This is a genomic window from Methylomonas sp. Kb3, from assembly GCF_002834115.1.
Classification (GTDB): Bacteria; Pseudomonadota; Gammaproteobacteria; order Methylococcales; family Methylomonadaceae; genus Methylomonas; species Methylomonas defluvii.
Genome location: NZ_PIZT01000065.1, coordinates 90854 through 106636, shown reverse-complemented (window position 1 = coordinate 106636; position 15783 = coordinate 90854). Strand labels below are relative to the sequence as shown.

Genomic DNA, 15783 nt, shown 5'->3' with positions numbered 1-15783 from the left:
GCGTATTCAATTTTGGAAGCGCAGCGATAGCGAAGTGAAGGTTTTTATACCCAGATAGCCGCAGCGCCAAGTTGCGGGAGAATCTAAGCTCAACCCCTGGTTAGAGCGGAACAATGTGACACGGGTGCCGTTCGGGCCGAGCCCATCGAAGCCCAGGCTGGCGCCCCCTTCGATAGACTCAAGGCGAATGGTATTTAGGGGGCGAGTTAATAATAACGCCCAGAAAAACGCCGTATTTGAATTTCTCCATTACATTTCAACATCCAATACATTCAAAACATCCGGCCTTTGTTGCACGAACACTTCTGGTCGCTGAAGTATTCGATGCCAATTGCGACGAGTCATTTGTTCAATCCAGTCCAACACATCATCAAACTCGTCATCGCTCCATGATTCGATAATCGCCAGGGTGACGGGAGGCGCATATAAAAATTCGAGCGCACTTTTCATATTTGCGTAACGTAAATTCATGGTATTTCTCCTATGGCTTTATGCTTGGCAGTGAATGACTGTAAGGATCTTTAATATGTCTACGATTTGGCTTTGGTTAAAAAAATACCCATAAGGTTCCGCCTTGATTAGCAATGCCCGCATTTGAGTCTGCGCCACAAGTTGCCGATAGCGGCCAGCCTACACTCTTAAACCCGCGCAGGTGTTGCTTGATTCAAGTTACTGGCCAATGATGCGGAACCAAATAAAAGTGTGGATAGGATAAATTGACCGGAGACGAAGCTGAGCACGCCGGTGACAAAAAACAAGCCAATCATCACGTCTCTATAAATGTTTTTTGAAATATTCATGGGGTCCACCTTGACTATGTTTAGTCGCTTTGTAAGTACGACTTCACTATATACCCACCAAAAATATTTACAATCAGGCATTTTATTCATGATTTGTTTCTTTTATGGAAACAAATCGCCCGGAACTTTTGTACTCTGTAGCGCAAAATAGCTACCGTCATTCAACTTCGCGGAGTTGTGTGAGCGGTCGGACGGGTTAGCGGCTTGTTTGACGTGGAATTTTTGACCTTAGCGTGGCAGGGTTTGCGTTCCCAATTAGCTCAAAACTGCCCTCTTATTAGGTTATCAACGGATAAGAATAATTTTTCTGCGCGACGGTTCCGCGGACGGGATTTGAGATTTCGGGGATGATGTCAATGCAGTTGGTGTTTTAGGTGTCGCTAGCGCGACGGCTAGTTTTTAATGTCGGGTCTCGGCCCGACAGCCGATACTTTCGCTACGAAAACCATCCCTGGTTTTCGCCCTCCGGGCCAGCCTATCGGCTGTTCAAATTCGCTCCATGCGAATTTGTGCGTGGCCAAAAGAAAATATCCAAAGAAAAGGCCACCCGGATGCCGCTTAGATCACTCGGCACATCCTTGTGCCTCGCCCTTCGGGTGCGATTCATGCAAATCGGCTATCCTGCCGATTTGTCCTGCGCTCCTCGCTTTTGAACGGGGTTGCCGAAAGGGGCTTCCTGGCCCTTCGGCAACGCGATGCATCCCTGCATTGCCCCTAACGGGCTGATCCGTTCAAAAGCTCCGGTGCTCGGCGCGGCATACGAGAGAAAACCCGTGCGCGATTTGCAGGGTTTGAGCTTATAAAAATTGTAGCCATTTTGAGGTAGCTCCGAATAGCAAAGCGTATTCGGAGGAATGAAGGGAGCTTACAATCATTGTTTGCCTTATTGGAAGCAGCACATACTCTTAAAGATTTAATTCAACATGCGTCCGATTACGCTGCGCTAATCGGACCTTGCGCTTTATCTCGTTCCCACGCTGAGAACATGTGATTTCGGTACGCAATTTTCAGATTTAACTAGATGTTAGATATCCTCATTTTCAAAGAAATCATTATCTAACGCTTTGACCTCATATGAGTTTTTCACTTGAACCCCTACCCCGAATTTGTACATCAACTCAACCAATCGCAGTCCGTTAACTAGAACGATTGTGTGATGGGCTGCCTTAGCCTTCTTCTTTGCATTTTCGTCAAAATCGGAGGTTGTGACAAAAATTCCCTTGGCTGTGTCACCACTCATGGCCCCGATGAAATTTCGAATATCGGGTTCACGGACCTTGTTGTCAGTATACCGTTTGGCCTGAATGTAGATCTTCTCCAAACCAAGTTGATCTTCATTTATGATTCCGTCAATTCCGCCATCACGGGATTTGGAAGTTTCAATGAATTCGCCATAGCCCATTCGATTCAGCAAGATAAGAATAACTCTTTCGAAAGCGAATGGATCAATCAGCTTCAGTTTCTGTAAAAGCTCAATTTTGACATTGTCTTCAATCTGTTCAATGCCAGAATCAATAAGGTCCTGTGGACTTGAGTTGGCAATTTCTTGCTTTTCAGAAATCGCTCCCTCCGGTTTGTAGAAGCCGATAACGTCAGACGCCAGTTGATCTATTGAAATCGTTTCGACCTTTGCGGACTTACCTTTCTCGGTAATCTGGACATAACCGCGTTGAGGATAGTGGACTAGACCACCTTTCTTGAGATAGGACTTTCCCCAGGCGATTCTGTTTTCCAGAAGTCGATCACCACTCTTTGTTGTCTGATTCAGCAATTCTGGCGGAAGCTTTGAGTAGTATTTCTCTTCGACAAGCCGTAACAACTCCCGTCCTGGAACGACCCTACCATCACGCAGAATGTCAATTATTGGAAGGAATGTGTCATTGAACTTCGGTAATTCCAATTTTTTTCTCCTCTGTCAACCCGATAAGGCGCAATTGGTAGGGCGTCAATAGGCGTAGCCGTATTGCGCCGTATGTTGGTCTTAAATCATTCGGCGCATTACGCTATCGCTAATGCACCCTACAAAGGGTCGTAAACAATAAGCCGCGGATTTGGCGCGGGGTTTTCCCGTATGCCGCGCCGAGCACCGGAGCTTTTGAAGGGATCAGCCCGCAGGGGCGATGCAAGGATGCATCGCGTTGCCGAAGGGGCAGGAAGCCCCTTTCGGCGACCCCGTTCAAAAGCGAGGAGCGCAGGGATTAAGCGGCGTCCGGGTGGCGTTTTCTTTGGATACTTTCTTTTGGCCAAGCAAAAGAAAGTATCTCGGCTGTCGGGCCGAGACCCGACATTAAAAACCAGCCGTCGCGCTAGCGACACCTTATTGGAAAAATCTCCCCTAGCCCCTCTTTTTCAAAGAGGGGAACACGTTGGCTATAACCAAATGGCCGTGCTAAGCCTACTCCAAACCATCCACATCTTTCCGCTCAACCCCAAAACTCTCCAACAACATCAACCCCACGCCAATACAAATCGCCGAATCAGCAATATTGAAAGCCGGCCAATGCCAGTCCTGGTAATAGACATCCAGAAAATCGATCACATAACCATAAGCTACCCGATCGATCAGATTGCCGATAGCACCGCCCAACACCAAAGCCAGGGCGACGGCCATCAAAGTCTCGTGTTTTTGTAAACGATAAAGCCAGACCGCGATGATGCTACTCATCACCACCGCCAGGCCGGCGAATAGCCAGCGCTGCCAGCCGCCGGCCTGGGCCAGGAAGCTGAAGGCCGCGCCGGTATTATGTACGTAGGTCAGATTGAAATACGGAAGCAAGGGGATCGACTCAAATAGCTGCATCGAACCGTCCACCGCCAGCTTACTGGCTTGGTCCAACACCAGTGTGACTGCGGAAATCCACAACCACTTAAGCATAACGACGGGTCTCGCCAGGGCCAGCGACGTTTTCCACACAGCGGCCGCACAGTTCCGGATGCTCCGGGTGCTCGCCGATGTCGTAGCGTTGGTGCCAGCAGCGCACGCATTTGGCATGCTCGGATACCGTGACTTTCAATTTCACGCCATCCAGTTCGGTCGCGACCGCATCGTCCGGGCAGAATTGCATGTCGGCGACGCCGGCGTTGGACGTAATAAAGACAAAATGCAGCTCGCTGGCCAGTTTGTTCAATTCCGCGCCGTAAGCGTCATCACAATACAATTCCACTTCCGCATTCAAAGACGCGCCGATGGCGCCCTTGCCGCGTAGTTGCTCCAGTTCCTTGGAGACCACGGTGCGCACTGCCATCACTTTGTCCCAAGTGTCACGGCTGATAGCTGCGTTGGCGTCCAGTGGGAATAAGCCTTCGTACCAGGTTTCCAGAAACACCGATTCGCCGCGTTGGCCGGGAATGAATTGCCATAATTCGTCGGCGGTGTAGCTGGTGATGGGCGCTAGCCAGCGGGTAAGCGCTTCGATGACATGGTACATCGCGGTTTGCGCGGAACGCCGGGCCAGGCAATCTTCCTTGGCGGTGTATTGGCGGTCTTTGATGATGTCCAGGTAAAAGCCACCCAAGTCGATGCTGCAGAAGGTCAGCACTTTTTGGTAGATGCTTTGGAACTGATACGCGCTGTAAGCGGCTTTGATCTCTTCCTGCAATTGCCAGGCTTTATCGACGGCCCACCGGTCCAGCGCCAGCAAATCGTCTTTGGCGACCAGATGTTGGGCGGGGTCGAAGCCGTCCAGGTTGGAGAGCAGAAAGCGCGCGGTATTACGCAAGCGGCGGTAGCCGTCGGAAGTGCGTTTCAAAATCTCATCGGACACCGACATTTCGCCGCGATAATCGGTGCCGGCCACCCACAAGCGCAACACATCCGCGCCCAGCGATTTCATCACCGTTTGCGGCAGCACCACGTTGCCTTTGGATTTGGACATTTTCTTGCCCTCGGCATCGACAGTAAAGCCGTGGGTCAATACTTGTTTGTAAGGCGCGACATCGTTCATCGCTACCGATGCCAATAAGGAAGATTGGAACCAGCCGCGATGTTGATCGGAACCTTCCAGATACAAATCGGCCGGGAAGCGCAGTTGCTCGCGGCGCTCCAACACGGCGGCATGGGTCACACCGGAATCAAACCAGACATCCAGAGTGTCGGTCATTTTTTGGTAATGCTCGGCATCGGCACCAATCAATTCCGCCGCGTCCAGCTCAAACCAGGCGTCTATGCCTTGTTGTTCGATGCGTTTGGCCACTTGTTCGATCAATTCGCCGGTCCGTGGATGCAATTCGCCGCTTTCTTTATGCACGAAAAAGGCAATCGGCACGCCCCAGGTACGCTGGCGAGAGATACACCAGTCCGGACGGTTATTCAGCATCGCTTCGATACGGGCTTGGCCCCAATCCGGTATCCACTCTACCCTTTTCACTTCGTTCAACGCGGTATCGCGCAGGCTGTTTTTCTCCATGGAGACGAACCATTGCGGGGTGGCTCGGAAGATGATCGGGGTTTTGTGGCGCCAGCAATGTGGGTAGCTATGCAGCAAGGCGTGGTGATGCAGCAATTTGCCGCGCTCGCGCAATACCTCCAGCACTTTTTCATTGGCGGTAAACACGTGTAGGCCGGCGAACAGTTCGGTGCTAGGCAAAAATACGCCGTTGCTGCCGACCGGGTTGTCGACGGGCAAGCCGTATTTCATGCCTACGACATAGTCTTCCTGACCGTGACCGGGAGCGGTGTGTACCGCGCCGGTACCGGCATCGGTGGTGACATGGTCGCCCAAGATGACGGGCACTTGCCGGTCGTAAAAAGGATGTTGCAACAATTGGTGTTCCAGCGCCGCGCCCTTGCAGTAGCCGACGATGTGATGCTCGCCGATACCGTAACGCAATACCGCGTCTTTGAGCAAGGCTTCGGCGATGACCAAGCGCTCGGTTTGACCGTCGATTTCGCATTGCACCACGGCGTATTCCAGATCCGGATTCAAGGCCACGGCTTGGTTAGCCGGCAACGTCCACGGCGTGGTGGTCCAGATCACCACCGACAGCGGGCCTTTGCCTTCGCGGTCACCAGCGTGATGGCACTTGGCCATGAAAGCGTGTTCATCAACGACGGCGAAGCGCACGTCAATGGCCGGCGAATGTTTGTCTTCGTATTCCACTTCCGCCTCGGCGAGCGCCGAGCCGCAATCGGTACACCAATGTACCGGTTTGGCGCCCTTGCTAAGATGGCCGTTGGCGGCGATTTTGCCCAAAGCGCGGACGATGTCGGCTTCGAAGGCAAAATCCATGGTTAAGTAAGGGTTGTCCCAATCGCCCAACACACCCAGGCGGATGAATTCTTCTTTTTGGATATTGACTTGTTTCTTGGCGTAGGCTCGGCACTCTTTACGGAATTCGGCCGGAGTGACTTTGACGCCGGCCTTGCCGACCGATTTTTCCACCATCAACTCAATCGGCAAGCCGTGGCAATCCCAGCCCGGCACATAAGGCGCATCGAAACCGCTGAGGGTTTTGGATTTGACGATGATGTCCTTCAACACTTTGTTGACGGCGTGGCCGATGTGAATCGCGCCGTTGGCGTAGGGAGGGCCGTCGTGCAATACAAATTTAGGCCGGCCGGCGCACACCTCGCGAATTTTTTGATAGAGCTGGTTTTCGTTCCATTTTTTCAGCATCTCCGGCTCGCGTTGCGCCAGATTGGCTTTCATCGCAAACTCGGTCTTGGGGAGGTTCAGGGTTTGTTTGTAATCCATGGTCATGATGTTGTCTGCGTTGCATTCCAGCGGCTGGGTGCGGACTTAGGCCGCCGAAAATAACGGTTGCGCCGATTAGCCGAATGAGTCTAAGGATGATAGTAAACGCGCGATTTTAGCACCAAGTGCCAAGTGGCATAAAGCCTACTCGGCGCTGGACCTTGAACCGTGCTAAAAATAGACGGGACGGCGTCGGCGAGTTACCATCGGTTAGCGTATCCGGTTTGCTGATTTAGGAAATTTACCGGCGGGTTTATGCGTGGCACAGGGTCGGCAAACTGCCGGCTCGGCACGCGCAAAAAGCTACCAAGCACACAGAAGAGGCTCAACCATGCAACATAAACGCGCCACCACCCAGGTTCAGATTCACGACTTGATCGCCAGCCGTTGGAGCCCGCGGGCTTTTGCCGTGGATAAAATGGTCAGCCACCCGGATTTAACCGCGTGCCTGGAAGCGGCGCGCTGGGCGCCGTCTTGTTTTAACGACCAGCCTTGGCGCTTTGTGGTTTGCGACAAATCCAGCAATCTCGCAGCCTGGGAAACCGCGCTATCGGTGATTGTCGAAAAAAATCAGCTGTGGGCCAAAAACGCCCCGGTGTTCATCTTGACGGTGGCGATGCAGAATTTTAATCACAACGGCAAAGCCAACCGCTTTGCCGCTTACGACACCGGCGCCGCCACGCTGAGCTTATGCTTGCAAGCCAACGCTTTAGGCTTGATTACCCATCAAATGGGCGGGTTCGATGCCGATAAAGCCCGGCAAGTGCTGAATTTACCGGACGACTGTACGCCGATGGCGATGTTGGCGTTAGGTTATCAAGCCGAGGCGGATAACTTGGCCGAAGAGTTTCAAGCCGGCGAGCAGGCGGAACGCAGCCGTGCGGCCCTGGAGCTGCGGTTTTATCTCGGACAATGGGGCGAGGCATTTAAATAAGCGTCGCCGATATTCATGAACTGCGATTGCCTTGAGTCGCGCCAATGAAAAATCTTAAAACCTCCTATGCGCGCAGCCTGATCGAGGCCAGTCTCGATCCGCTGGTGACTATCAGCGCGGAAGGTAAGATCATGGACGTGAACAGCGCTACCGAAAAAGTCACCGGCGTACCGCGGCAGCAATTGATCGGCAGCGATTTTTCCACTTACTTTACCGATCCGCAAAAAGCCCGCGACGGTTATCGCCTGGCGTTTTCGCAAGGCAAAGTCACGGATTATCCGCTGGCTATCTGCCATACCTCCGGCCAGATCACCGAGGTGATGTACAACGCCTCGGTTTATCGGGATGACAAAGGTGACGTCGCCGGAATTTTTGCTGCGGCGCGGGACGTTACCGCCTTAAAAAAAGCCCAAACCGAATTGGAAGCGGCGATTTTGCATATGCAATTAATCCGCGAGATGACTGATCTTTTACAGAGCTGCCAAAAAATGGACGAAGCTTATCCGATTATCAAAGCGGCATTGGTACGTTTGTTTGCCGATTCCATCGGCGGTCTGTATATGCTGGACGCCGCCGGTAATTCGCTGGTGCTGGCCGATGCTTGGGGAAGCGGCGAAAGCGAACTGGAAGCCGTGTTTACCCCGGACGAATGCTGGGGCATGCGGCGCGGCTGCATTCATATGGCGCGCGTCGGCCAGAGTATCAATCCGGTTTGCAACCACGTAAAACCGGGAACCAGCCCTTATCTGTGCATTCCGTTGTTAGCGCATTCGCGCGCTTTGGGTTTGATTTACATCGAACACCGGTTTACCAGTGGCCATCCGGAAGATATTCAACGCGAGCTGTCGATAGCCGAAGCTGCCGCGGATAGCGCCCGGCTGGCCTTGGCGAACTTGAGCTTGCGCGAGGAATTGCACGAGTTATCCATACGCGATCCGCTCACCGGTTTGTTCAATCGGCGTTTTCTGGAAGAAGTGCTGGACCGGGAATTATTGCGGATGAGCCGCTGCGGCAAAATGCTGGCCGTGGCGATGGTAGACATCGATCATTTTAAAATTTTTAACGATAACTACGGCCATGACGCCGGTGACGAAGTTTTGAAAAAAACCGCGCAATTGATGAACGGCTTTCGGGAAGGCAGCGATATGGTTTGCCGCTTCGGCGGTGAAGAATTCGTGGTGGTCACGACTGAAATCCAGCCGGACAAAATCTTGCAACGTCTGGACGCTTTGCGTGTGGCTATCGAAAGCTTATCGCTGAAGTTTGGTAATCATCAGTTACCGCAGGTGACGGTATCGATAGGTGTGGCGATTTATCCGGTGCATGGCGGCACCCGGCTCGATCTGTTAACTCGTGCCGACCAAGCGCTTTACGTCGCCAAGGAAGCCGGCCGCAATCGGCTTGTCGTCGCGGATGAAGAGGCAGATGTGGGGTGACTGCTAAAATCCCACCTTCTAGGGGGAAAGGGGTTTTATGGATGCCTACTAAGGCGCCGGCGTTTGGCGCGGTTGATAAGCAAACGGTTTAGCCAGCGGTTCGCCGACAAAAATCCCCTGGCCGGGTTGGGCGACGCTTTTCCAGTAAGCTTCAATCACAGTGCTGCCGCGCAAGTAGAAATACATCAATACGCCCGGATTGGGAAACTTGGCCGGGAAATTACAGGGTTCCACCACCGCGCCATAACTGGCGGTAGCGCCGGCACGCAGCCATTCGGTGATGTTCATCTGGTCGCTGCCCGACATCACGCCGCCCGTGGACGTGAGATGGTCGGCAACAGCGCCCGGTAAATAGCGGTTATCCGCCAGATGCGGCACTTTGGTCAGTCCGGTGAAATAAAACATCACATCCTGTCGTCCCTCAATATACTCTTGCTCCAGATAATGCACAGGCCAAAAACTGGCCAGTGATTCGGCCACTTTCGGAAACATTACCGCTCGAGAACTGCGCGCCTGGTCCGAGGTTTTTAACAAGTATGCCGAGCCTTGCGGATGCGAATAATCCGAGGCGACACCGGTATCGATCAGTTTTTTCGCTTCCGCGAAGGTTTTACCCGCCACGGCCATGGTGGGCCGCCAGCCGTGTGTTTTAAACGGTTTATCGGTTTCGGAGGTGAAATAAGGGCTGTTATGGGTTTGTACGCAGCCTTTGGCACAAAAGGATTCGCTAAAACCCGCTGCGAAGGCCGTGGTGATGGACATGCAATCGACGCGAAACGGTTGTAACCAGGTCAAGGCAAAGGCCTGCACATGTGCCGGCGTTTTTTGATCGACTTCATGCTTCACTTGCTCAAATTGTTGTTTGGACAACACGGCCTGATTCGGTGCAAAACGCGCATGTATCATCTGTTCCGCCGGAATTTGCCGCTGCTTTTGGTAATAAGCGGCGATTTGTACGCTCAAGGGATCGGCGTCGTTGACGATGACCGCCAGATCTTGGCCGGTCAGCGCCGAGGATGGCCGGTACATCGGCGAGACCGGGGCGGCCAATGTGGGCGAGCAAAGCAGCTGGCTGAGGATAAGCCCGAGCAGGGCAAATTTGCATGACTTAACGGGAAACACACCTTACTCCGTGAGGTTGGCGGTCGAATTTATCGGATCGGTCACTTTAACCGGACACGCATTAAATGCAACACTCATTGTAAAATTTTTCGACAGTGGGCAAGGTGCGCGTTTACCTTGTCCGATTAAACCCGGCCTTTGAATGTCGCGGGAATCAGGAATCCGGGGCATTTAAAGCTTGGGTGGATCAATGCGTTATTTTTAATTTTGCGGATAGTCATTACGGATGCCATAGCCAACATACCGACAGTTGCTCATGTGATTCAACAAGCGGTCGCTCCGGTTTTTCTGCTGTCCGGCGTTGCCGGTATTTTGGCGGTATTGACCAACCGCCTGGGACGCACCGTGGACCGGTTTCGTTTGCTCAGTGAGCTTGATGGCGCGCAAGCCGAGCAACATCATCCGGAATTGCAAATCTTGACGCGGCGGGCACGTTGGAACCAATGGTCCATCATCCTGTGCACCAGTTGCGCCTTGCTGGTTTGCCTGTCCATCGTCGTCATGTTTGTTGGCGTGGAATTGGCCATCGATCTCTCGGATGCGGTCTCTCTTTTGTTTGTGGCATCAATGCTGGCGCTGATAGCCGGTCTTTTGTGTTTTCTTAGAGAAATCATCTTGGCCACGGGCATTTTAGCCCTGCTCAAACGGCCTTAAGCTATCCAGCAATTCCGCAGATTATTGCCCAAGCATCAGCTAACCGAATGCGGCATAAGCGGCGTAGCCCAGATTGGCGACGGCTAGGCCTATCAGGGTGAAAATAGTGATTTGCATGCCAAGCACTCGTTGATCCAGATTCGCACGCAGCAAGCCCCGGGCGTGGACTATTCGACCCAGGATGATCGCAAAACCGCCGATATGCAGCAGCGCGGCATGTCCGCCGCTTAATTCCAGCAGCGCCAATAAAATCAACAATATCGGTATGTATTCCGTAGCGTTGCCTTGGGCGCGGATGGCGATTTGCAAATCGGTCTCGCCGCCATCGCCGAAAATCACTTTTTTTGCCCGGCGCAATTTGATAACTCTCTGTGACAACCCGGCTATTAGCAAGGCCGCCAAAGCGGCATATACGGCACTGATCACATTATTCTCCCGCGGTTTTGGTGTTGAAATTTCGGTGATTGAAATCCTGGAAAGTTCCTGCCATCAAGCAGACCCTTAAATTTCATACTCCACTGCACTCGACACTTGCCTGTGCCGAAGTGTCGTTATCAAGTGTCGGGCAATAACTAAAGTTTTTAGCAACAGCGCTATTCATCGGTCGCTACGGGAGTGCGCCGTAAACGCAACGCCAACACCAATGTCCAGATGGAAAGCACGCCGGTTGCCCAGTGTTCGAACAGGCCGGGGGTTTGGATAGGATTGGCCTCCCAAGTCATCAGCAGCAGCAAAGTCGTCGCCAGCAAGCCGCTACCAATCGAGTAAGCGCTAAGCAGGCCCAGCCACGCATGGCGTCGGAACACCACACCGCAAACAAGTGTTGCCAGAATAGCCGCGGAAAACCCGGTCATCGCAAACAGCCGATGTAATTCCTGGCTGGACGACAAGCCATCGCAGCCGGGGTCGCAGGCGAATACGCCGGCCCCAATCCGCCCAATTCCGTCCAGACCAACCAGCGTGGCGAGCAGTGCCGAACGCCAACCTTCGCGCAAAGTGGCCGGGACTGCTAATGCAAAGCACACATACAATAATCCGGCGAATCCGAAGCCGATATAGCGCATCGGTATTTCCGTAATACTGCCGCGTTCGCCCAATTCGCTGATGTACTGATAGCTGTGGTTGAACTCCGGGCGCATGGCGCCGGCCAAACCAATCAGCGACAGCCAGATTACCGGTGCCGCGATGCCGCTGAAGATGCCAAATCGGCCTGGATTCATCCGCAAATCTCGTCACGTAAAAACACTAGTTTATCCCGTCCAGCTTAGCCGTGCGTAGTGCATTGACTAACTGCATCCGCAAGGTAGCCTTCAGACCACGGGGGGCTAGTGGTGCAAAACTCAGTCTGTTACGGCGCATACAAGAAGAAATCATTAGCACCCCCACCGCAAACGACAGATTTTGTTTGGATTGATCGGCTGACAGAGGACAACATGGGTAATGTTTTGATTGTAGGAGCCAGTAGCGGGATTGGGGCGGCACTTGCCGGTTTGGCTCAGCCGCACTGCAAAGTCTACTCCTTAAGCCGTTCTGCTGCGGTGCCGAACGTGTTCAAACATTTTAGTTGCGATGTAGCAAGCGACGTATTGCCGGCCATTGATGAACCCTTGCAAGGCTTGGTGTATTGCCCCGGTAGTATCAACTTAAAGCCTTTCGCCAGGATCAAACCCGAGGAATTTATTGCGGATTTTCAACTTAACTTGATCGGCGCCGTGCGCTGCCTGCAGCACTATCAGCGCAATCTGCAAGCGGCGGAGGGTGCTTCGGTCGTGCTGTTCAGCACGGTGGCCGTGCAAACCGGGTTTCCTTTCCATGCCACGGTCTCGGCATCCAAGGGCGCGATAGAGGGTTTGACCCGCGCCTTGGCGGCGGAATGGGCGCCAAAAATCCGGGTAAACGCCATCGCGCCGTCATTGACCGACACGCCATTAGCGCAAAGTCTCTTGCGCGAAGACAGCAAAAAACAGGCTGCTGCGGCGCGGCACCCGCTTAAGCGTTTGGGCGAAGCCGGCGATATTGCCCAGATGGCCTGGTTTTTACTGTCCGAAAATGCCGCCTGGATTACCGGGCAAGTCATGCATGTCGATGGGGGAATGTCTGCTATCAAGACTTGATAGCCGCTGAAAATTGCTTTGCAGCGCCAGGCTGCGCGGAGACTTGATGAATAAGCTCTATCATACCGTGGTGATTGGTGGTGGCTGCCTCGGCGCGGCATGCGCTTTTTCGGTACAACGCCGGCTGGGCAATAACAGACATAAAGTCGCCATTATCGAGAAAAAAGTTTTGGGTGCCGGTCTGAGCTCCCGGCATAGCGCCATCGTCCGCTCCGCCAATGCTTCGCCGATGGCGGCCAGGATGGCTAAAATGGCCACCCAATATTGGAAAAATCTCAAACCTCTTTGGGGCGTCAACATCCCCTACGAGCAACCGGGCGCTATCTGGATTGCAGAAAATACCCCCGACAGCCGTGCCGAAAGTTGGACGGCGCTGGAGCAAATGCTGCAACAGGAAGGCATAGGCTTTGCGATGCTTGCTCATCGCGACGTGATGGATCTGAGCCGCCAAGCCCTAAAAACCGTGCCGGACGAAATTTATTACTACGAACCGGACGTTCTGCAGTTGGACTCGCCGCAGATATTAAATGCCATGCAAACGGCGGCTAAAAAGAACCGCATTGATGTGCTGGAGCATTGCGAAGTCATAGACTTTGCACATACCAAGCAAGGCATCAGCGCCATCAATACTAGCCAGGGCAAAATTTTTGCCGAACATGTGATCAACGCCGCCGGGGCTTGGAGCGCGGAATTATTTGCCGGTATCGGCTTAAGTATCCCGGTGGCTTTGGAACCGGTGTATGCCGCCAATTTTTTAGTGAGCGCCGATGACATTCCCGAAGGGATGCCCATCATCGCCGACTATGTCAATCAAGCCTATTTTCGGCGCTGGCGCGGCAGCATTTTGCACATGCACCAACCTCGTAGCCGCAACGCCAAGGATATTGCCCGCTCGTTTAGCAGAGCGGTGATGAATCCGGAGGGCGCCAACGTCATTTATGACGCGCTGAGTTTTAATGTTACCCATCAACAGCTCGATAATTATCTGGGTAAGGTGATTAATCGTTTCCCGAAAATCGGCAAGCCGGTCTATGCCGGCGGTTATCATTCGTTTTTCGATATTACCCCCGATTTGAAATTTATCTTAGGTCCGGACACCCAGTTGACTAATCTCTACCACTGCTTGGGCGCCGGCCAAGCTTTGAAATACGCGCCAATTTTCGGCGAGATCATTGCCGACTTAATTATTGAAGGCCATGTGAATTCAAAGTCTATTGATATTGCAGAGTTTTCCATAGATAGGTTTTCGAATAACGATATATCCCAGTTTTGGCAGTCCAATGCACTGAAGAAAAACAGCTTGTAAATTCTAGTTATTATTAATCGAGGAGTTAATCCATGGAAGGGATTTATTTTGCCCATTATTTTTATTGAGTTTTTGTAAATTTGCAGTTGATTTGTAAATATTCGACAAACCTATTTTTTATGGAATAGTGAGTGAGCGTAAGCTGGTAACTAAATGCTCTAATCGTCGAGTAATTTATTAGCGAGCCAAAAATATAGTTTTTAGAGATTAAATTATATTAAACATCAATATTAAATAGTGGGGGATTTACTCATGAAAACATCAAATAATATTTACCGTTTTATCCGCACCTCAATTGCCATAGGCTCAATTGCATTGTTTTTTAATCCTGTGACAGTTCAAGCCTCCGACCATGAATCAGAATGCTTTAATTCAGTGCAAGGCAAAATCCCCTGGAATGACGAGAAAAATATGAATTGGGAGCCCAAAAACGTCAAGCAACTCTGTGCCGGAACGACTAAACCCGCAGAGCCTGGCGCATGCTTTCTAAGCGTACTGGACGGCCGAGTGAACTGGGGCAAGGGTATCAGTTGGGATTGGCAAAATATTATTAATCTCTGTGCCGGCACCAATAATGCCAAAAACACAGTAGAGTGCTTCCAGAATGCCACAGGAAAAGGTTTGGATTGGCGAGACGCAATATTGTTTTGTCAGCGCGCTGATAAGTAGAGCTTTAATTTACGCTATCAGTGTTGTTTAGCTTTATTATGGGTCTTGAGCTTGTCGGATAATAGTGAGCCGCTAACGCCGACAAGCTCAGTTTGAACTTTAAATTGGAGGGATCACAAAATATATGCGGCACGAGAAGTAAGATAAAAGTCTAAGCGCCTGTCTTGGTTGAGACTTCATTCAATATTTTGTATCTGCTCACGCATCTGTTCGATAAGCACTTTTAAATCGATGGAAATCTGCGTCATTTCCCGGTCAGCGGACTTGGAGCCCAGGGTGTTGGCTTCGCGGTTCATTTCCTGCATTAAAAAATCCAGGCGGCGGCCAGTGGGTTCCGGTTGTTTCAGGGTGCGCAGCACTTCGGCGACATGGGTTTCCAATCGATCCAGCTCTTCGGCTACGTCCAGCTTTTGCGCCAGCAACACCAACTCCTGCTCCAAGCGATCAAAATTGGGTTCGGCGACCATTTCCAGCACCCGGCTGGTAAGCTTGCTGCGCAGGTTATGCAGTACATCCGGCATGCGTTTGTGGGCGGCATCGACCAACACATTGATCTTTTGACAGCGGTCTTCCAGAAGTTGCGCCAGTTGCGCACCTTCGCGGGCGCGGGTTTCCAGCATTTTGTCCAGGGTTGAGTCCAGCAACCGGACGATTTTATCGCGTAGCGCTTCCTTGTCGGTTTCGGTTTCTTGTTGCACCCCCGGAAACGCCAACACCTCCAGCGCGGAAAACGGCTGCGGGTTGTTCATCAACGCTTCGATACCGGCAGTAGCGGACAACAGTTTTTCGACTATTTCCCGATTGATATTGAAGCTGTTGTCGCTGGCTTGTTTTTTGTAGCTCAAGGCGCATTCGATTTTGCCGCGCTTGAGTTTGTCACTGATCAGGCGGCGGGCATCGGCTTCGACAAAACGCAGTCGCTCCGGCAACTTGACGCTAACATCGCTGTAACGATGGTTGACCGAACGTAATTCGCAAAGGATGGTCAGATTGTCGGCGCTTATTTCGCCGTCCGCGAAAGCGGTCATGCTTCTTATCATTTTTCACCTATAATC

15 protein-coding genes are annotated in these 15783 nt (G+C 52.1%); 6 read left to right on the top strand and 9 right to left on the bottom strand.

From position 1 onward, the window contains the following. Positions 1 to 249: 249 nt before the first annotated feature. The 5 genes from CWO84_RS15900 to ileS form a co-directional block, all read right to left on the bottom strand. The gene (locus tag CWO84_RS15900) at positions 250 to 471 is read right to left on the bottom strand and encodes a hypothetical protein (RefSeq protein ID WP_033157545.1); all 222 of its coding nucleotides are present in this window, start codon (positions 469 to 471) and stop codon (positions 250 to 252) included. Positions 472 to 638: 167 nt separating this feature from the next. Then, a complete protein-coding gene (locus tag CWO84_RS24465; protein WP_165385901.1) occupies positions 639 to 800 on the bottom strand; it encodes a hypothetical protein in 162 nt (53 codons plus the stop codon). Positions 801 to 1824: 1024 nt separating this feature from the next. After that, positions 1825 to 2700: a restriction endonuclease gene (locus CWO84_RS15890; protein ID WP_033157547.1), complete on the bottom strand. Its 876-nt coding sequence runs from the start codon at positions 2698 to 2700 to the stop codon at positions 1825 to 1827. A gap of 495 nt (positions 2701 to 3195) precedes the next feature. Continuing rightward, positions 3196 to 3675, bottom strand: a complete 480-nt coding sequence (gene lspA, locus CWO84_RS15880) for a signal peptidase II (protein WP_033157548.1) — start codon at positions 3673 to 3675, stop codon at positions 3196 to 3198. Next, entirely contained in the window at positions 3668 to 6499 is a 2832-nt protein-coding gene (ileS, locus tag CWO84_RS15875; RefSeq protein WP_101053781.1) for an isoleucine--tRNA ligase, read from the bottom strand. The genes lspA and ileS overlap by 8 nt, the downstream gene beginning before the upstream one ends. Positions 6500 to 6824: 325 nt before the next feature. Between ileS and CWO84_RS15870 the strand changes: the two genes are divergently transcribed. Together CWO84_RS15870 and CWO84_RS15865 are read left to right on the top strand one after the other, a co-directional pair. Next, positions 6825 to 7427, top strand: coding sequence for a nitroreductase family protein (locus CWO84_RS15870; RefSeq protein WP_101053777.1), 603 nt, complete (start codon positions 6825 to 6827; stop codon positions 7425 to 7427). 44 nt (positions 7428 to 7471) lie between these two features. Next, positions 7472 to 8863 carry a diguanylate cyclase gene (locus CWO84_RS15865; RefSeq protein WP_101053774.1) on the top strand — a complete coding sequence of 464 codons (1392 nt, stop codon included), beginning with the start codon at positions 7472 to 7474 and terminating at the stop codon, positions 8861 to 8863. A gap of 48 nt (positions 8864 to 8911) precedes the next feature. Here CWO84_RS15865 and CWO84_RS15860 read toward each other — a convergent pair whose 3' ends face one another. Further along, positions 8912 to 9892 carry a TIGR03790 family protein gene (locus CWO84_RS15860; RefSeq protein WP_240618082.1) on the bottom strand — a complete coding sequence of 327 codons (981 nt, stop codon included), beginning with the start codon at positions 9890 to 9892 and terminating at the stop codon, positions 8912 to 8914. A 351-nt stretch (positions 9893 to 10243) separates the two neighbouring features. On the opposite strand from CWO84_RS15860, the gene CWO84_RS15855 reads away from it, so the two are divergent. Then, positions 10244 to 10639 (top strand): DUF2721 domain-containing protein, encoded by a 396-nt coding sequence (locus CWO84_RS15855; RefSeq protein ID WP_240618081.1) that lies wholly within the window; start codon positions 10244 to 10246, stop codon positions 10637 to 10639. Between the two features lie 39 nt (positions 10640 to 10678). Here the strand turns inward: CWO84_RS15855 and CWO84_RS15850 are convergent, their stop codons facing one another. Further along, on the bottom strand, positions 10679 to 11065 hold the full coding sequence (locus tag CWO84_RS15850) for an MAPEG family protein (RefSeq protein ID WP_033157552.1): 387 nt from the start codon (positions 11063 to 11065) through the stop codon (positions 10679 to 10681). Between the two features lie 167 nt (positions 11066 to 11232). Beyond that, entirely contained in the window at positions 11233 to 11859 is a 627-nt protein-coding gene (locus CWO84_RS15845; protein ID WP_101053767.1) for a DUF998 domain-containing protein, read from the bottom strand. A gap of 213 nt (positions 11860 to 12072) precedes the next feature. On the opposite strand from CWO84_RS15845, the gene CWO84_RS15840 reads away from it, so the two are divergent. From CWO84_RS15840 to CWO84_RS15830, 3 genes are all read left to right on the top strand, one after another. Further along, entirely contained in the window at positions 12073 to 12753 is a 681-nt protein-coding gene (locus CWO84_RS15840; protein ID WP_101053764.1) for an SDR family oxidoreductase, read from the top strand. A 46-nt stretch (positions 12754 to 12799) separates the two neighbouring features. Then, positions 12800 to 14059, top strand: a complete 1260-nt coding sequence (locus tag CWO84_RS15835; RefSeq protein WP_101053761.1) for an FAD-binding oxidoreductase — start codon at positions 12800 to 12802, stop codon at positions 14057 to 14059. A 252-nt stretch (positions 14060 to 14311) separates the two neighbouring features. Next, on the top strand, positions 14312 to 14728 hold the full coding sequence (locus tag CWO84_RS15830) for a hypothetical protein (RefSeq protein WP_101053758.1): 417 nt from the start codon (positions 14312 to 14314) through the stop codon (positions 14726 to 14728). 176 nt (positions 14729 to 14904) lie between these two features. On the opposite strand, the gene CWO84_RS15825 is transcribed toward CWO84_RS15830, so the two are convergent. Next, on the bottom strand, positions 14905 to 15756 hold the full coding sequence (locus tag CWO84_RS15825) for a YicC/YloC family endoribonuclease (protein ID WP_240618080.1): 852 nt from the start codon (positions 15754 to 15756) through the stop codon (positions 14905 to 14907). Positions 15757 to 15783: the final 27 nt, after the last annotated feature.

Excerpts from the sequence above, each read along its gene's own strand:
- CWO84_RS15865 (WP_101053774.1), top strand. The coding sequence starts at position 7,472 with ATGAAAAATCTTAAAACCTCCTATGCGCGCAGCCTGATCGAGGCCAGT.
- CWO84_RS15830 (WP_101053758.1), top strand. The coding sequence starts at position 14,312 with ATGAAAACATCAAATAATATTTACCGTTTTATCCGCACCTCAATTGCC.
- CWO84_RS15900 (WP_033157545.1), bottom strand. The coding sequence starts at position 471 with ATGAATTTACGTTACGCAAATATGAAAAGTGCGCTCGAATTTTTATAT.
- CWO84_RS15825 (WP_240618080.1), bottom strand. The coding sequence starts at position 15,756 with ATGACCGCTTTCGCGGACGGCGAAATAAGCGCCGACAATCTGACCATC.
- CWO84_RS15860 (WP_240618082.1), bottom strand. The coding sequence starts at position 9,892 with ATGTACCGGCCATCCTCGGCGCTGACCGGCCAAGATCTGGCGGTCATC.
- CWO84_RS15845 (WP_101053767.1), bottom strand. The coding sequence starts at position 11,859 with ATGAATCCAGGCCGATTTGGCATCTTCAGCGGCATCGCGGCACCGGTA.
- CWO84_RS15840 (WP_101053764.1), top strand. The coding sequence starts at position 12,073 with ATGGGTAATGTTTTGATTGTAGGAGCCAGTAGCGGGATTGGGGCGGCA.
- CWO84_RS15870 (WP_101053777.1), top strand. The coding sequence starts at position 6,825 with ATGCAACATAAACGCGCCACCACCCAGGTTCAGATTCACGACTTGATC.
- ileS (WP_101053781.1), bottom strand. The coding sequence starts at position 6,499 with ATGACCATGGATTACAAACAAACCCTGAACCTCCCCAAGACCGAGTTT.
- lspA (WP_033157548.1), bottom strand. The coding sequence starts at position 3,675 with ATGCTTAAGTGGTTGTGGATTTCCGCAGTCACACTGGTGTTGGACCAA.
- CWO84_RS24465 (WP_165385901.1), bottom strand. The coding sequence starts at position 800 with ATGAATATTTCAAAAAACATTTATAGAGACGTGATGATTGGCTTGTTT.
- CWO84_RS15835 (WP_101053761.1), top strand. The coding sequence starts at position 12,800 with ATGAATAAGCTCTATCATACCGTGGTGATTGGTGGTGGCTGCCTCGGC.